Source organism: Paraliobacillus sp. X-1268 (genome assembly GCF_003426095.1).
Classification (GTDB): Bacteria; Bacillota; Bacilli; order Bacillales; family Amphibacillaceae; genus Paraliobacillus_A; species Paraliobacillus_A zengyii.
This window is the reverse complement of the sequence record NZ_QJSK01000006.1, coordinates 122,138-138,552: the sequence shown is the minus strand read 5'-3', so window position 1 is coordinate 138,552 and position 16,415 is coordinate 122,138. Positions and strand designations below refer to the sequence as shown.

Sequence of the window (16,415 nt, the reverse complement as noted above, 5' to 3'; positions counted from 1 at the left end):
TTTGAAGGCTAATTTGCGTTTCACTCGTATGTCAGTAAGAGGCAAGAAGAAAGTGGAAAATGAATTAGGATTTGCATTCATGGCGGTGAACTTGAGAAAGTACACGGCTAAGCATGCGCATGGTGCAACAAATCCTGAAAATAATCCAACAAAAAAAGATTCCGACCATCTTCCTAAGATGATCGGAATCTTTTTCGTTATTTTGGCTAGTTATGTCCCAGCCTCTCTTTACCTTTAAATAGTAAGAATACATCCTAATTCGTATTCCTGTCTCCTTTTACTTTCATATATATTGATAACTGGCAAGCGTAGTTTTCCCGTAGCTCCTATAGTTTTGCGACACCATTTTTCAATGGCTGTGCCTTTGCTAATAAGAATGTGTTAAATGTAAGGAGTAGTGTGGACGTATTAGTTGGAGAAATATTCATAGCAGTGAATGAATAAACATTGTCTTAAGCTAAATGATTTTTTTACTTGGAGTTGAAATAAATTCATATATTAGCTTATCGAGTTCCTGTGAAATTTCTACAATTTCTTTTTCGTCTTTAGTTTTACTATATCTCATGTACATTTGAAGTCTTAATTGCTCTAGCTGTTCGTTTTTTATTTTTGTGTCCCCCACAATGACAGCCCCAATCGCATTATTTTTATCTGTTTTCTTGCATGTAGCGTTAATTTTTCATTCCACCTTTCCATGTGATTTTATACTATTATTTTGGTGTGTAATACATCTAACTATTGTGTAATCTACTATAATTTTACACTGAATTCAATAGATTGTAAACATAGGTAATTTTTGTTTTTTTGTCGAAGTTTGTGTTGTTAGTGACTTTATTGACATGTTTCTAAAAAAACATAAAAAGATCTAACAATTTACAACAAATTTAGTTTTTGTGAAAAAAAGAAACTATTTCATCGTTAGATGAAATAGTTTCTTTAAAATCAACCTGTGTTCCGTAAACCAGCTGCAATACCATTAATTGTAAGTAAAACTTCTGTTAATAGTTCATTCATTTCGTCTGAATCTTCTTCAGCTTCACGAAGTTTCGTGATTAAGTTTACTTGTATCAAATTAAGTGGATCAACTAGAGGATTACGTAACCTAACAGATTCTTTTATGTTTGGTTTATGATCCATTAACTCGTCTTGTTTTGAAATTTTTAATACCAAGGATTTTGTTAGATTATATTCTTCTTTAATTTGATCAAAAATTCTAGCTTGAATAATTGGATCTTCCACCATTTTTGTATACTCACTAGCTGTAGTTAGGTCAGCTTTGGTAAGTGCCATTTGTAAGTTATTAACGGTTGCTTGGAAGAATGGCCAAGTTTGATACATGTGTTGGAGCAATTCAAGATCTCCAGTTTCTTCTATGAATTTATTAATGCCTGTTCCTGCAGCGTACCAGGCAGGTAGTAATTGTCTGCTTTGTGTCCAAGCAAATACCCAAGGAATAGCTCGCAAGTCTTCGAATCGATTACTACCTTTACGTTTCATTGGTCTTGAACCAATATTCAAGGCACCTAATTCATTTAAAGGGGTCGCTTGGTTAAAGTAAGTTAAGAAACCTTCATCTTTAAAGATTAACGCTTGATATTTTTCTAACGCATAGTCAGAAATTTTACCCATTGCGCTTGATGCTTTGGTATTTGGCATTTCCTTCTGTTCTGGTATATCAGTAAAGCCTGCAATTGCGGTCATCATAGTAGTTGTTGCCTGCTCTAAACTACGATATGCAATATCACTTAGTAAATAACGTGAAGAAAGCACTTCACCTTGTTCTGTGATTTTCACACCGTCTCCAAGTGTAACTGGTGGTTGTGATAATAGGCTAGAGTAAAGTGGACCACCGCCACGACCCAATGAACCACCACGTCCATGGAAATACTTCAACTTCACACCATAAGAAGCAGCGATAGAGTGGATCTCTTCTTGTGCTTTATAAAGCTCCCAGTTAGCTGTTAGTGTTCCGCCATCTTTACTACTATCGGAATAGCCAAGCATGATCTCTTGCAAGTCACCACGAACTTCTAAGTGTTTGCGATAAAGCGGAATATCCAATAAGTTTTTAATGATCTCTGGTCCATCCTTCAAGTCATCAATTGTTTCGAGTAATGGTGCGACATGTAAACGACTCATGACTGATCCATCAGGATACACACGATATAGACCTACTTCTTTTGCTAAAACAAGTACTTCTAATAAGTCACTTACAGAAGCTGTCATACTAATTAAGTAAACTTCAATTGCCCGTTCACCAAAAGTATCTTTAGCGTCTTTTATTGTTCGGAATGTATTGATCATCTCTTGTGTTCCTTCAGAGAATTCATCATAAACAGAAATTAGTGGACGTGGATCTTCTAGTACTTTAATAAGCAAGTTCATTTTCTCTTTCTCTTCTAAATCTTTATAAGATGAAGTGATATTTACTTGACGTAAAATTTCTGTAAGGGTTGCTTCGTGTTCTCCACTATGATTACGAACATCAAGTGTAGCAAGATGAAAACCGAATACTTCAACTTGGCGAATTACTTTGCGTAATAGTTTCACAGGTGTTTGAGTAGGATGATGTTGGCTCAAACTGTCCTGCATTAAGTATAGATCATCGACTAATTCTTGAGCTGATTTATAGCCAAGTTCATGATCTTCTTCCGTATAAGTCAAGCGTTTTAGCATAAGACCAAGTTTAATCCGATATACTTCGTCTTCTTTATGCCAACCATTATAGTCTAATTCTTCTTGATCTTCTTCGATTGATTTGAATAATTCATCGGTAATAGTTACTTTTCGAGCAGACTGACTAAGTAGTTCTTTTAACTTGTCTAATGAATCTTTGTATTTACTAAGTACAAGTTCACGATGTGTTTGCAACGTTTTAAATGTAGTTTCTGCTTTAACGTTAGGGTTTCCATCACGATCTCCGCCTATCCAAGAACCGAAACGTAAAAACGATGGGACATGCCAGCGTTTATTATATTTTTCATACAATAAATCTTCTAGATCTTGATGTAATTGTGGTAACACATCAAATAAAACTTTATCAAAGAAATATAGACCATTTGAAACTTCTTTCATTACAGAAGGTTTTTTCTGGCGAATTTCAGATGATTGCCACAGAATTGTAATTTCATTTTCAATTGTTTCTTCAATTACTTTTTTAGAATACCGTGTACTTGAATAGTCTGAAGCTTTTAATAAGTCAGCAATACGCTGGTGAATTCTAAGCATTGTTCGTCTTGTAGCTTCTGTTGGATGTGCAGTAATAACAAGTTCTAGTGACAACTTGTCTAACAGTTCGCCAATTTTTTCTGGTGTAACATCATTTTCAAATAACGTATTTACACCTTCCTCAAGTGAACCAGGTTGGATGATTGTCTCATCCTGTGCCTGATACTCTCTACGGCGTCTACTGCGGTAGTTTTGCTCTGCAATATTAAAAAGATGCAGATTTGTAGAGAAGGCACGTATAACATTCTGTCGTAATGGATGTTCAAGTTGACTAACTTCCTGTTTTATTTGTAGGTAAACACTAGAATCTTTTGTATCACGTAAGGATTTAGTGAGGGAGCGCATTTTATTGACTTTTTCAAGTAATTCCTCCCCACCTTCGTGGAATAAAACTTTATCCAGGATTTTATTCAAATATTCAACGTCTCGATGCAAGGATACGGTAGCTAACTGATCAGTATTTGTTTGCATGTGTTCACTTCCTTTCGAAAATTTGATAAAAATTGAGAATATTCACATATTTGTTTTTAGAAATAGTGTGATTCGTAGTTACACGGTTCTCTTATTGGTACATAGATATATCATAACATGTTTTTTTAGATATAATAACTGAAAAGTTTGTAACTTTATCTTACATAAAGCATATCTATCTTAATAGTAGAATGAAACAAGAAAAAAATCAAATAAATCATCTTAAATTAAGATTATAAATAAATTGGAGTTGAAACTATAAGTCACTCACTCAAATAATATGTAAATTTTTAAAAAAAACTATTGATAGCGTTTACATTATTGTGTATGATAAAGAAGTAGCAAGCTAGCTGCATCCCTTCGCAAGTATTTGCCTGTACTATATTATTGTTCGAATTTTGATTTGTACAATAATATAGTGCAGGTATTTTTTTGTGCATTTGAATAAAAAAGGTTGGCACAATAAGATTAAATGACGGTTTAAATATGTTTAATCCGAAAATGTCCTGGGGAAAATGTAATATATAATATAGTGGTTGGTAAAAAGAGATAGAAGCAAAAAAGCTGTTAAATAGGAATGTGCGTTCCTGAAAGCATGAATTATTCAACCGCTACATACACTATAGTGTAAGGAGGGATATTATGCGAAAACGTTACAAACAAATAGATGAAGAGTATGAAGATCATTATGCCTCAACAACTAATGAAAAAGAAATAGCGAGTAATGAGGAATTAATGAAGTATACGAACAAGAATAATACAATCCCCGTTGATTTGACAAAGCATGATCGCTAAAACAAACAAAAGCAGTGTTCTCAGGTGAGAACACTGCTTCTTCTAATAATGTGAGCACCGCCGGAAAAACAGGTCACTCCGCTGGAATAACGCTTGTACCGCCGGAAAAACAGGTCACTCCGCCGGAATAATGCTTGTACCGCCGGAAAAACAGGTCGCTCCGCCGGAATACCGCGTGTATCGCCGGAAAAGCACGCCGCACCGCCGGAATAATAACTCGCATCATTACGCCTAAGTATCTGCTATGCCCAAATATGCATTAATTGCGATAAGAACCGTAATCTAAAATTAATTAGTTACTTCGATGTTGTGGATGTGTATCCGATACAATGTCTAAATCGGCAGCTTCAGCATTTTTGGTAACTTGTTCTGGGTTTTTACAGCCAGGAATAACAGTGGTAACAGCAGTGTGCTTGAGACACCATCCTAATGCCCAAGTAGCCATAGGAACATCTTTTGGAACTTCTGAATTTGCAATTTCCTCTACTAATGCTAATTTTTTTGCTGTCTCTTCTTTATCATGACGTGAGCGAACATCAGAAGTTTCAAAGGTAGCTCCTGGTTTGTACTTGCCACTCAGATAGCCACTTGCAAGTGGTACGCGAGCTAATACGCCGAGCTTATTCTGTTGAGCAATAGGAAAGATTTCCTCTTCAGGTGCTTGATCTAAGCAATTGTAGACAACTTGGATAGATGTTGCCCCAACCTCACGAGCAGCTTGCGTTTGATAAGGATTTTTATTTGATTTTAGTGAAATACCAAGATGGCGTATTTTCCCTGCCTGTTTTTGCTTATCTAACATTGTCCATAAAGCATCATTTTTAAATTCCTCATCTGTACAAGAATGTGCTTGATAAAGATCAATGTACTCTGTTTTGAGCGATTTTAATGATTGATCAAGCTGTTTTAATACGTCATCAGCCTGCCAATGTCTTGTGCGTTCAAAATTATTGTGGAAGTGATGGCCAAATTTTGTTGCGAGAATCCAATCTTCTCGGTTATGTGAATGAAGATAATTACCAATAAATTCCTCAGATAAATGATCGCCATAGCACTCCGCAGTATCTAGTAAGTTGATGCCTTTTTCATTTGCCTTATCTAGAATTGCATCGACTTCTTTTTGGGTGAAGTCTTTTCCCCATTCACCTCCAAATTGCCAAGTACCTAGTCCAATTACGGAAACGTCTAAGTCTGTTTCACCAAGTCTTCTGTATTTCATTTTGTCACCTCATCGTTAAATTTTGTTATTAATAATATCGTAACATAATTAAATAAAAAAAGAGGCACCCAACGAATTGGATGCCAAAGGGGGACAATCTAAATTGAAAAAAATAATATATCTTCTTCATTATGTGAATGAAAAATGATCATTCTTTTTCATAAATAAAAGATATAAAGTTAATTTGTAACCGTTTTCATTATATAATAATTTAGGGTGAATTCCATCCTACAAAAGTCCTGTTTTAATTCGATTACTGTAATTGAGATGAAAATGACCGAATAGAACTTGAATTTCTAATGAAATCATCTAAGCTAGTAAAATAGGGGGGGATCTTAAATGTTTCGTGCCATTCATCATATTGCCATTATCTGTTCGGATTATCAGATTTCAAAAGATTTTTACACAACTAAATTAGGCCTGGATGTTCTCAAAGAAACATACAGAGCAGATAGAGATTCTTATAAGCTTGATCTCGCTATCGGTTCTACCTATGTGATTGAATTATTCTCATTTCCAAATGCACCAAATAGACCTAGTTATCCAGAAGCACAAGGACTACGACATCTTGCATTCACAGTAGAAGATATCGAAAAAACGATAACACGCCTAAATGATCAAGGAGTAGAAACAGAGCCCATTCGAATAGATGAATTGACAAAGAAAAAATTTACTTTTTTTAGTGATCCAGATGGATTGCCATTGGAGATTTATCAAGCATAAAAACATAAGAATAGACGAGCAAAAAATGCTCGTCTATCACTTTCTTAATATTCCATTTTAACTTCTAGGCTTTTCCATGTCTCAAATGGTTTATTTTTATCGTCGATATCTAGTAATTGGAAAGGAATTTTACGCTTTTCATATGGTTTTGCAATTTCCTCATATATGAAGGCATCATCAAAACCACCTGCAGCTGCAAGTTGCTGATCCGCAGCATAGTAAACTTTCTTAATGCGAGCCCAATAGATCGCGCCGAGACACATCGGACATGGTTCACAACTTGTATATAGTACACAATTATCGAGTTGGAATGTATCAAGCTTTTGACATGCTTGTCTGATTGCTTGCACTTCTGCGTGTGCAGTTGGATCATGATTTTCAGTAACACGATTTTGACCAGTACCGATAACCGTACCTGTTTGATCTACGATAATCGCTCCGAAAGGTCCGCCATTATTATTCACATTGCTAACGGCTAATTCAATAGCCTTTTGCATATAATTCTCATTGTTTTCCATAAAATGTTCCTCCATTAAAAAATATTTCTAGTATTATATTAGCAATAACTAAAGCAAAAATAAAGCAATATCTGAATATTATCATAACTTAACGTTAATAATGTTCGGAAACGTGATTTATGATCTAGAGAAAGATGGAATAGTACTTTTGTTTTTTTGAATAAAAAAGCGTATAATGAATAGTAATACCCAAGAAAGGGGATGTCACAATGGCTTATTATAATAATAAAAGGGAACCGGTTGAAGAAATAGAAACAAAAGTTTGGACCTGCACGAGTGAAGATTGCCCAGGTTGGATGCGCGAGGCTTATTCCTTTGAGAAGGAACCTGAATGTCCACTTTGTCAGTCTGAGATGACAAGAGAAACACGCGTTTTACCTAAACTGTCATAAGAATGTACAACCATACCTATAAGTATATAGCAAACAATGAAGAGGTTGGTTATCTAATCCATCCTCTTTTTGTTTGCCGTTTAAACCCATTCATACCTATAGCTTTAAACCAGTTCTACTTTTAAATCTACGAAGCAGAATATGACTTTCTACACGTGTAATCCCCTCTAAAGCATATAATTCCTCGTTAATGAAGCTCTCCAATTGAGTGAAATCACTAACTAATACATGCATATGAAGTGTGCTAGGTCCAGTCATTTGATAGCAACTTGCGACTACAGGATTGTTTGCCAAACTCTCTGCAACCTCAACTAAATTTGCTGGTGCACAGTCAACTTCAAAAAAAGCAGAAACATTCTTACCTGTTTTCTCACTATTTACAACACAGGTGAACTTCTCAATAACACCTTCATCCATTAGCTGGTGAACACGTGCTCTTACAGCTACACGGGATAACTGCAACACTTTACCGATTTCTGTATAGGACAATCTACCATCTTCTATTAATAATTCGACTATTTTTTTATCCGTTTGATCTAGCTCCATTAGTAATGCTCCAATCTTTGATTAATCCTAAAATAACGTTTGTTAATCATATTGATAATTATGCTTAACAAATGTATAATTAATTTGTATTTACTTATTATTATAACGCAAATAATACACTTTTACACTATTTGTGTTGTTTTTTGTTTACACTACGATCAAGAAAGGGAAGGTATATAATGAAAAATTGGCAATTAATTTTAGCTTTTTTTCGTGTTGGGATGCTTGGCTATGGTGGAGGACCTTCTTCTATCCCGCTCGTTCAAAAAGAAGTAGTTGGAAAATATAAATGGATGGATGAGGAAGAGTTTGCGAACGTATTGGCATTAGGTAACTCATTACCTGGTCCTATCGCAACAAAAATGGCAGGGTATATAGGTTATCGTGTAGCGGGCATAGTGGGCATGATTAGTGCAGTACTTGCGACGATTGTTCCAACAATTGCAATTTTGATTATTTTATTAACATTTTTATCGTCTGCTAGTGATCAAGCATGGGTTAATGGTATGACACAAGCAGTTGTTCCAGTTGTTGGTGTGATGTTAGCCGTTTTGACATATGATTTTTTGAAAAAGTCTGGCGACGGGCTTGGATGGAAGTTGACCATTGTTTTAGCAATTGCTTCTCTTATTCTAATTGAATGGATTGGTTTGCATCCTGGTATACTTATCACGGGTTTATTAGTATTTGCTTTAGTCAAACCGACAGCCAAAAAGCAACAGGAGGGTGAATCATGAAAACATATTGGGAAATATTTGTTGCTTTTTTCATTCCTGGGATTGTTGGTTATGGTGGAGGGCCTGCTTCCATTCCACTAGTAGAAAATGAAGTGGTTGATCGCTTCAATTGGATGTCGGTTACTGATTTTAGTGAAATGCTTGCGATGGCAAATGCTTTACCTGGTCCTATTGCAACGAAAATGGCTGGTTTTATTGGTTTTGAACAAGGTGGCTTTCTAGGTCTGTTCATTGCTTTATTTGCAACAGTCGCCCCTTCGTTAATTTTAATGATTGCTTTATTAAGTCTTTTAATGAAACATAAAGATTCTCCAAAAGTAAAAAATATGACAATGTTAATTCGGCCTACGATTGCAATATTACTAGGCGTGATGGCCTTTAGCTTTTTTCAAACGTCTTATATGGATTCAGGTCTTTTGCAAATGTTAGGGATAGCTATTATAAGTTATGTTTTAATGGAAAGAATACATGTACACCCAGCCTTTGTGATTTTGGGATCGCTGGTCTATGGAGCGCTATTTTTAGGATGAGGAATAACTTTTCGTATCGCTTGCATGTCTTTCGTAAACATGGTTGAATATGAAGGGAAGTATTAATTGAAAATGGAGTGAAATCTATCTATGAAGAATAAATTAACGGTTATATTGTTGCTTCTTCTGTTTTCTATGTTCTTAGTTGCCTGTAACAATGAAGATTCAGATGAGGCGAACGAAGAATCAACAGATACGACTGAACAAGAAGAAGTAACTGTTTCAGACGAAGAAAAAGTTGCAGACGATACAGTTGTTGGTACAGTTAACGGAGAAGAGATAAACGGCGCTACATATAATATGATTTATAGCCAAGTGAAGACACAGTTATTTGAAAATGGTGCCGACACCGAAGATCTTGAATTAGTGAAAGAACAAGCGTTACAAGCAATAATTAGTCAGGAAGTTCTCATGCAAGATGCAGTCTCAAAAGGGATTGAAGTTTCTGATGAAGAAGTTGATGCGTATATTCAAGAGTCAATTGACCAATTTGATTCAGAGGAACAATTCAATGAAGCTCTAGCAAACCTAGACTATACTATGGAGTCGTATCGGGAACAAGCTAGAGTCCAGTTGCAACAAGAAGCATATATAGAACAGGAATTTGATGATGTTGAAATATCTGACGAAGACATCGAAGCATATTACGAGCAGGTAGCAAGTGAATCGGATGATGTACCTGAATTAAATCAAGTGCGTGAACAAATCGAAGCACAGCTCGCTAATTCGCAACTTCAAGAAAAGTTAACGGAACGAATTGAACAATTAAAAGAAGAAGCAGAAATTGAAAAAGCAATTTAAGCAAAAGCGAGAAACCCTTTACGAATAAGGTTTCTCGCTTTTTTTAGTTTTCCTTTTTTTCAGTGGCTAAGATTTCTTCTACTAAGTGATAGATCGATAAAAGCTCATATAGAATAATGATTTCAGGATCAAAAAAAGTAGGTTGTTCTTCATTCTGCAGCGCACTTGTCTCTCTATTATAAGTTAAAAATTGTTTCATTAATGTCTTAACTTGCTTTTGATGATAGAGCTCACGGAAATGGTCTGGGTTTATCATCGTGTCAGCAACTGATTGGATCGTTTTCACCATCTGATCTCGTTGGTTTTTTGACCATGAGACCGTTTGTAACGGTGTATTGATTAGGTTACCAATATGATAGTGAATGAGGCGCAGTGCCTTTAGTTTATCTAATTCGTCTTGTAATTCTGTTTTTCTTAAAGTGGTCAATCGGTGAAATTTTGCTTCTGCTTGTTGAAAACGTAACAGTCGATCCGTTGTGTCTAACTTCATTTTTAATGCAGAAAAGGTTTCCTGAGTTTGTACTTTATCCATACAATCGGTCGTTTCAAACAATAAATCTTTTGCGATTACTTTTAATTCTTCTCCTGTCGTTTGAAGTGCCGCATCAATATTAGTTAAAATCCGCTTGGAATAGTTTGGTGGTAAGACAAACATGTTGACTAGTGTAGAAGTTATAATACCGATAGAGGTTGTCCCTAAACGAATAAAAAAAGCAATCAAATATTGATCGTGAATAACTTCAATCATCGCTACAGAAGTTAATGTTGCAACTAACAAACCAGCATGAAGTTTTAATTTAAAACAGGTAATGATCGTGAACATTGCTGCAGCTGTATAGGTAATCGCGGAGTTACCGAATATCGATATAAAAAAAACAGCATAGGCAGAACCAATAGCTGAAGCTGGTAATCGAATAATCCCCTTTTTAATAGAGTCATTTACCGTTGGCTCAATCGTAACAATCGCAGTAATAACAGCAAAAACTGCTGGCCATTCTAACCATTGACAGATCAAAGAAGTCAGGAATACTGCAACCCCAGTTTTAATAACCCTACTTCCAATGAAATTTATACTTCTTTGCTTTATCAAACGCTTCACCTTCATTTTCTATGTACTCTTCCCCTAAAGTATAGCGAACATTACCCACATGTTACAATCAATTCTGACAAAAAATTAATAATTAGTAAAAGTGTGAAATATCGGTTAAAAGCAGATCGTTTGCTAAGACTAAAATAAATGGTATACTATCTGCAACCGTTATCAGTAGAAAAAGAAAAGTTTTAATTGAAGCAAAAGCAGGTTCATTGCTTTATTAGGGAAGTCATTAAAATATTTTAACTAGAAAATGATAACGTGCATTTATCGGGTTCCGTTTTATAGCGGAATCCAATACTATATTAGTGAAATACATCTTTAAGTGAATGGTAAAAAAGGAAGAAAGAACCGTTTTTACATTAATTCAACAAGGGGAGTGTTCACATCATGCTATCTGTTAATATGCTTCAACCGTACTATGTGAAAGAAGAAGAGCAACATATTCGAGTAGTATTAGCATTTCAATATTTTTCGTTATGGTTAGACGAACAAATTTATCAGTTTGTTCCAGTGGAAGCGCGTGAAATAAGAGTGAATCGTAAGACGCGTCTCGTCGAAAATAAACAAGATATTTTTGTTTTTCAAAAAGGGAAAAAGTTTGCAAGTGTTTCTTTAGCGGATTTGCTCAAACTAGATGATTTTCATACAAGATTGCAATCGATTATCTATCCATATGTTAAGAAAGATAAAACTGTGATAGAAACAGATGAAGTTAACGATATAATAATTGCTTTAGAAAAACAAAATGTAAAAAGATTAATAGATCAAGCACTAGAAGCAAATGACCGTGCTAATTTTATAAAGTATACATCTGTTTTAAATGAGATGTAAAAGTAGACAGTGGGAGCATTATGTTTCTACTGTTTTTGTTTTTTCGGTTGTTTGGTGAATCTCTATATTTGGAAATAACAGGATTTTATGGCCCGCGTATCAAGTGAAATCGGCTCCCTTTCCGCAGGCACGGCTTCAGCTAACTCGGATAAGCACAGTACGCTTTCCGAGTGGATCTTCAGCTCGCGCTGTTCCTGCAGGAGTGTCGCCAATTTCACTTGATACGCTAATTTAGTACACTGCATAATATGAAGAATGTTAATTGTTTGATTAAATACGAATTACAGCGCTAGTTAGAAACAATAAACTACGCTTACGAAAAGAACATCTCTTACTTGAATGAAAAGTCCATACCAAGCGGAGGAAAAATGCGAGACTCCTATGGGAAAGGAACAGTCTGAAGACCCCACAGTGAGCGTTTTTTGGGCCTGCGATTACTCAGCCCATCGAAAACATTTGCTCGCGAGGAGGCTGAAGCGTTCCCCATGGAAAGCGAGTGTTTTTCCGTAGCGGAAGATTATGACTTTACTTTTAAAGAATAAATAATTTATGACGGAATTTCCATCAACATGAAATTCGAGTGGAAGTTGTACAATATAAAAAGCTATCCGCCCGGGCGGATAGCTTTTTTATTAGTTGAGTTGTTCAAATATATCTGCGACTTTTTGGACGGTGTAGTGACTGCCGCCTTTGTTCTCTACATGTTCAACCATCATAGAAATGATTATGTCTTCATCACTTGGATAGGTGACGAACCAGCCGTTTTCTTGGCCGTCTTCTTCATCTTGACCACTTTTTAATTCAGACGTTCCTGTTTTTCCTGATAATTCAACTGCATCTATATTTGCCTCTGGTGCAGTACCATTTGATGCTGCAACAACTTGACGAAGCGCATCTTTGATTACTGCCACATTTTCACTGCTAACTAATCCTTCTTGCCAAACTTGGCTTAATTCTTCATCTGCTTCTAAAACAGGTTGAATCATATTACCATCATTTAAAAAGGTAGTAAATACAGTTGCTAAGTGTAAGGCGCTCATTTCCATCTCACCCTGACCATAAGCAGTATCAGCTAAAAGAATTTCTCTATCAAGCCTACCATCTGAAGAAATACTACTTGCTGCTACTGGATAAGAATATGGAAGATCTTCACCAAAGCCAAATTGTTCTAGACCTTCAACAAATGCGTCACTTCCAAGTTCAACCGTTTTCTGTGCAAAATAGATATTATCGGATCGGATTAAAGCATCACTTAAATCAACTGGACCAGATGATTCAGAAACGCGACGAACTTGATAATCGCCCCAACCATCTTTTGACCATGTGAGACCGTCAATTTCAATACCTTCTTCTGCTTCAATGGTTCCGTTCTCTAAACCAATTGCTGCTGTTATCGGCTTAATTGTCGAACCTGGAGCGTAAGTGGAAGCAAACCGATTCAATAATGGATTTTGTTCATCATTACTTAATTCATCCCACAATGTTTGACTAATGCCAGAGGTTAATTGGTTTGGATCAAATGCAGGACTCGATACTAGTGCAAGTGTTTCCCCTGTTTTAGGATTAATTGCAGTAGCTGTTCCAGCATCATCTTGAAAACTAGCAAAGATTGTTTGCTGTACTTCTCCATCAATCGTTACGGTAATATCTTCACCATTCTGTACTTCTTGTTCGACTATTGGTGTACTGCCACCATTTTCTGAGGTAACGACAATTGAAACACCACGCGTGCCTTTTAACCGCGATTCATACAATTGTTCTAGTCCTCGTTTTCCAATTAGATCAGACTGTCCGTATGTACCGGCTTCTTGCGCTTCTAATTCTTCAGCGGTAATTGTACCAATATATCCAGTTAAGTGGGCAGCTGCTTCTCCATATGGATAAGAGCGACCTGTTGTTTCTTGTGTTACGACTGGTGCAATCGCCCTGAGTTCTTCAATATAATCAGGATCGTCCATTGAAACTTTTTTTAATGGGACAAACGTTTCGTCGCTTACCCAATCAGGAGATAATGCACTGTCAATCGCTTCAACATCCATATCTAACAGTTCTGCAATTTGTTCTTTTTCTTCTGTTTCATTTTCAAATAATCCTGGTTGAAGACCGACTGTATACATTGCTGCATTAACTGCAAGTCCATTTTGGTTTCGATCAAAGATTTGTCCACGAGTTGGTTCGACAGTGTTTATTCCGATTTCTCCACCATCTTTTAACGAAGGGAAGATGAAGCCAGGATCCCACTGCACGTACCAATTAGTGTCTTCCTCTGTTTCTTGCTCGACAAGTGTCATTTCCGATTCGAAATTAACTTCACCTGCCATTGTGTTCATACTGACTTCGATCGGAAAAGAAGTTGGTACCGTATCTTCACCTTCTACTTCAGGTACCGTATAGGTGATAGCTAAATCGGATACTTCTATATCACCGTAAATTTTTTCATAACGATCGATAAATTCTTCCGATGGGTATGTCTCTTTACTTGTATCTGCTAAGAGATTGTACATCTCAGTGAAATTTTGTTCATTCCATTCATCAATATATTGGGCAAGTCGATCTTCTGGTTGAACTTCATCTTCCGAACAAGCGGTAAGAATAAAGAATAAAAGCAGTATACTAATCGCTTTTACAACATTGCGCATGGTAAAACCTCCTTAATTTGTTTCTATTGGTTTCGCATAAATAATATAACGATCTGGTGCATCGCCGATATAAGAGAAAGGATAGCATGTCGTAATCACAAGTTCTTCATCTGGGGCAGTTGATTTGATAATGGTTGTATCATCAGCATCAACAACTTTCGAACTAACCATTTCATATTCGTAATCTCCAGATTCAAGTTGAATGATAAAGGTATCACCAATTTTAACATCGCCTAAGCTACGAAAAACCGTATCGCGATGTCCTGATAAAACGATTTGATCATTTTGCTCGGGATAAGCAGAACTTTTAAAATGACCAACACCTTTTTCTAAATCATCTGGATCGGTACCTTCTACTATAGCTAACTCCGCATCAATACTAGGAATCTGTAATAAACCAACAGTCTCTCCCATCTCAGCTGAGAAAGAACTAGGGTCAATGGTTGTAGGTGTATTTTCTCGCGATTCTAGCAGTGTATGTGCTTCATCTAATGTGTTTTTCTCAGCAGCTTTTGTCTTTATATATTGATAACCACCAATGGATAAAAAGATAATACCAGCTAACATGAACAGTAGAGCGATTTTTTTCATAGAAAAGCCTCCTGATTTTATTTACATAGCTATAGTATTCGAAAATAACGTATTTATGGTAATATTTGATTATATGTTAAAGAATAACATAATCTGTAGAAATGAAATAGATAAGGAGTTTATATTTATGAAAAAAATAGTGTATTGGCTTTTGTCAATTGCTTGGATGGGTGTGATTTTTCGTTCATCCGCACAGCCATACCAAGAACAAGATGTCAAACCAATGCTTGCACGTTATATCGATCTTTCATTTCTAGAGCGATTCGTTGATGAAATTGTTTTTGTGTATCACCAGTCAGAAGTAAGTGTTGCCAATTTAGGGATTTATGGTTATGTTGAGTTTTTTATTCGAAAGGGTGCCCATGTTGGCGTATTTATGGTTCTATTTATATTGTTTTATCTAGCATGCAGCAATACTTTTTTGCGATTCAGGACCCGCAATCTAATTTTAGTAGCATTCTTTGCTACAGTTGTTTATGCTGCTTTAGATGAATGGCACCAAGGTTTTACACCGAATCGGACACCATATATTGGTGACGTGATACTAGATTCATTTGGTGCACTTATCGGTGTTTTCTTGGTGTTGCTTTTTTTAGGATGGAAGAAAAAAAGAAACGCTGGCTAGTATTAGTCAGCTTCTTTCTCTGGAATTGGTATCTCTATATATTTTTCGGTTTGCAACTTTTGTGTTGCTTGATCACTTGTGCAGTTGGTAATCCAAGTTTGGAAGGTTTCTACTTGATCAATCGCAACTAATACAGTGAACGTTACATCTCCTAGATAATCAATCTTTTCTATTATATAGTTTGCTTTTCGTAGTTCGTTTTCTACTTTTCCAAGTAGTGGGTATGTAACTGTTATATCTATTACTTGCATGCGGCGGCGTTCGACAATCCCAGTTGTCCGAATTGCCTGTGCTGTTGTACTAGAATACGCACGAATTAGTCCGCCTGCACCGAGTTTAACCCCACCGAAATAACGGGTCACCACGATTGCGGTATCTTTTAACGCCTTCTTTTTTAAAACTTCTAAGATTGGAACACCAGCTGTACCAGTAGGCTCTCCGTCATCATGTGCCTTTTGGATAAGATCCTGCTCACCAATTAAATAGGCCGAACAATTATGTGTAGCACTGTTATGTTGCTTTTTTATCTCTTGAATAAATGCGATCGCTGCTGCTTCGGTTTCAACTCTTCGGACGTGACCAATAAAACGAGACTTTTGGATAACAACTTCATCTGAACCAGTATGATTGACCGTATAATAATGATCTAACATTGTAATCCCTCCCAATAAGT

General features: G+C 36.1%; 17 protein-coding genes, 1 pseudogene and 1 riboswitch. Of the genes and pseudogenes, 9 read left to right on the top strand and 9 right to left on the bottom strand.

All coding sequences use genetic code 11. From position 1 onward, the window contains the following. Window positions 1-238 (top strand): annotated as a pseudogene (locus D2K62_RS18960) (IS5/IS1182 family transposase); the annotation flags it as partial. A 53-nt stretch (window positions 239-291) separates the two neighbouring features. Further along, window positions 292-373, bottom strand: a riboswitch (cyclic di-GMP riboswitch). Window positions 374-457: 84 nt separating this feature from the next. On the opposite strand, the gene D2K62_RS10120 reads toward D2K62_RS18960, so the two are convergent. Together D2K62_RS10120 and ppc are read right to left on the bottom strand one after the other, a co-directional pair. Then, entirely contained in the window at window positions 458-622 is a 165-nt protein-coding gene (locus tag D2K62_RS10120) for a Spo0E family sporulation regulatory protein-aspartic acid phosphatase (RefSeq protein WP_112181930.1), read from the bottom strand. A gap of 320 nt (window positions 623-942) precedes the next feature. Continuing rightward, window positions 943-3,699, bottom strand: coding sequence for a phosphoenolpyruvate carboxylase (ppc, locus tag D2K62_RS10115; RefSeq protein WP_112181929.1), 2,757 nt, complete (start codon window positions 3,697-3,699; stop codon window positions 943-945). A 642-nt stretch (window positions 3,700-4,341) separates the two neighbouring features. Here ppc and D2K62_RS18765 point away from each other — a divergent pair. Then, the gene (locus D2K62_RS18765) at window positions 4,342-4,494 is read left to right on the top strand and encodes a hypothetical protein (protein WP_157967331.1); all 153 of its coding nucleotides are present in this window, start codon (window positions 4,342-4,344) and stop codon (window positions 4,492-4,494) included. Between the two features lie 292 nt (window positions 4,495-4,786). Here the strand turns inward: D2K62_RS18765 and D2K62_RS10110 are convergent, their stop codons facing one another. Next, the gene (locus D2K62_RS10110; RefSeq protein ID WP_112181928.1) at window positions 4,787-5,713 is read right to left on the bottom strand and encodes an aldo/keto reductase; all 927 of its coding nucleotides are present in this window, start codon (window positions 5,711-5,713) and stop codon (window positions 4,787-4,789) included. Window positions 5,714-6,052: 339 nt separating this feature from the next. Here D2K62_RS10110 and gloA2 point away from each other — a divergent pair, with 339 nt between their 5' ends. Beyond that, window positions 6,053-6,436, top strand: coding sequence for an SMU1112c/YaeR family gloxylase I-like metalloprotein (gene gloA2, locus D2K62_RS10105; protein ID WP_112181927.1), 384 nt, complete (start codon window positions 6,053-6,055; stop codon window positions 6,434-6,436). A 44-nt stretch (window positions 6,437-6,480) separates the two neighbouring features. Here the strand turns inward: gloA2 and D2K62_RS10100 are convergent, their stop codons facing one another. After that, window positions 6,481-6,954, bottom strand: coding sequence for a nucleoside deaminase (locus tag D2K62_RS10100; protein WP_112181926.1), 474 nt, complete (start codon window positions 6,952-6,954; stop codon window positions 6,481-6,483). 209 nt (window positions 6,955-7,163) lie between these two features. Here D2K62_RS10100 and D2K62_RS10095 point away from each other — a divergent pair, with 209 nt between their 5' ends. Beyond that, on the top strand, window positions 7,164-7,346 hold the full coding sequence (locus D2K62_RS10095; protein WP_112181925.1) for a cold-shock protein: 183 nt from the start codon (window positions 7,164-7,166) through the stop codon (window positions 7,344-7,346). Window positions 7,347-7,442: 96 nt separating this feature from the next. Here the strand turns inward: D2K62_RS10095 and D2K62_RS10090 are convergent, their stop codons facing one another. Further along, window positions 7,443-7,892 carry an Lrp/AsnC family transcriptional regulator gene (locus D2K62_RS10090; protein WP_112181924.1) on the bottom strand — a complete coding sequence of 150 codons (450 nt, stop codon included), beginning with the start codon at window positions 7,890-7,892 and terminating at the stop codon, window positions 7,443-7,445. 179 nt (window positions 7,893-8,071) lie between these two features. On the opposite strand from D2K62_RS10090, the gene D2K62_RS10085 reads away from it, so the two are divergent. The 3 genes from D2K62_RS10085 to D2K62_RS10075 all read left to right on the top strand — a co-directional run bounded on the left by D2K62_RS10085 (window position 8,072) and on the right by D2K62_RS10075 (window position 9,960). Further along, on the top strand, window positions 8,072-8,629 hold the full coding sequence (locus D2K62_RS10085) for a chromate transporter (protein ID WP_112181923.1): 558 nt from the start codon (window positions 8,072-8,074) through the stop codon (window positions 8,627-8,629). Continuing rightward, window positions 8,626-9,159: a chromate transporter gene (locus D2K62_RS10080; protein WP_112181922.1), complete on the top strand. Its 534-nt coding sequence runs from the start codon at window positions 8,626-8,628 to the stop codon at window positions 9,157-9,159. Before D2K62_RS10085 ends, D2K62_RS10080 begins: the two co-directional genes overlap by 4 nt. 90 nt (window positions 9,160-9,249) lie before the next feature. Further along, window positions 9,250-9,960: a SurA N-terminal domain-containing protein gene (locus D2K62_RS10075; protein WP_112181921.1), complete on the top strand. Its 711-nt coding sequence runs from the start codon at window positions 9,250-9,252 to the stop codon at window positions 9,958-9,960. Between the two features lie 43 nt (window positions 9,961-10,003). Here D2K62_RS10075 and D2K62_RS10070 read toward each other — a convergent pair whose 3' ends face one another. After that, a complete protein-coding gene (locus tag D2K62_RS10070; protein WP_112181920.1) occupies window positions 10,004-11,065 on the bottom strand; it encodes an aromatic acid exporter family protein in 1,062 nt (353 codons plus the stop codon). Between the two features lie 378 nt (window positions 11,066-11,443). Between D2K62_RS10070 and D2K62_RS10065 the strand changes: the two genes are divergently transcribed. Continuing rightward, window positions 11,444-11,887, top strand: coding sequence for an IDEAL domain-containing protein (locus D2K62_RS10065; RefSeq protein WP_112181919.1), 444 nt, complete (start codon window positions 11,444-11,446; stop codon window positions 11,885-11,887). Window positions 11,888-12,519: 632 nt separating this feature from the next. Here D2K62_RS10065 and D2K62_RS10060 read toward each other — a convergent pair. Both D2K62_RS10060 and D2K62_RS10055 read right to left on the bottom strand, forming a co-directional pair. Continuing rightward, window positions 12,520-14,526: a penicillin-binding transpeptidase domain-containing protein gene (locus tag D2K62_RS10060; RefSeq protein ID WP_112181918.1), complete on the bottom strand. Its 2,007-nt coding sequence runs from the start codon at window positions 14,524-14,526 to the stop codon at window positions 12,520-12,522. 12 nt (window positions 14,527-14,538) lie between these two features. Then, window positions 14,539-15,117 carry a class D sortase gene (locus D2K62_RS10055; protein ID WP_112181917.1) on the bottom strand — a complete coding sequence of 193 codons (579 nt, stop codon included), beginning with the start codon at window positions 15,115-15,117 and terminating at the stop codon, window positions 14,539-14,541. Window positions 15,118-15,244: 127 nt separating this feature from the next. On the opposite strand from D2K62_RS10055, the gene D2K62_RS10050 reads away from it, so the two are divergent. Beyond that, window positions 15,245-15,742 (top strand): VanZ family protein, encoded by a 498-nt coding sequence (locus tag D2K62_RS10050; protein ID WP_117161383.1) that lies wholly within the window; start codon window positions 15,245-15,247, stop codon window positions 15,740-15,742. A gap of 2 nt (window positions 15,743-15,744) precedes the next feature. Here the strand turns inward: D2K62_RS10050 and D2K62_RS10045 are convergent, their stop codons facing one another. Then, window positions 15,745-16,395, bottom strand: a complete 651-nt coding sequence (locus tag D2K62_RS10045) for a YigZ family protein (protein ID WP_112181915.1) — start codon at window positions 16,393-16,395, stop codon at window positions 15,745-15,747. Between the last annotated feature and the right edge of the window lie 20 nt (window positions 16,396-16,415).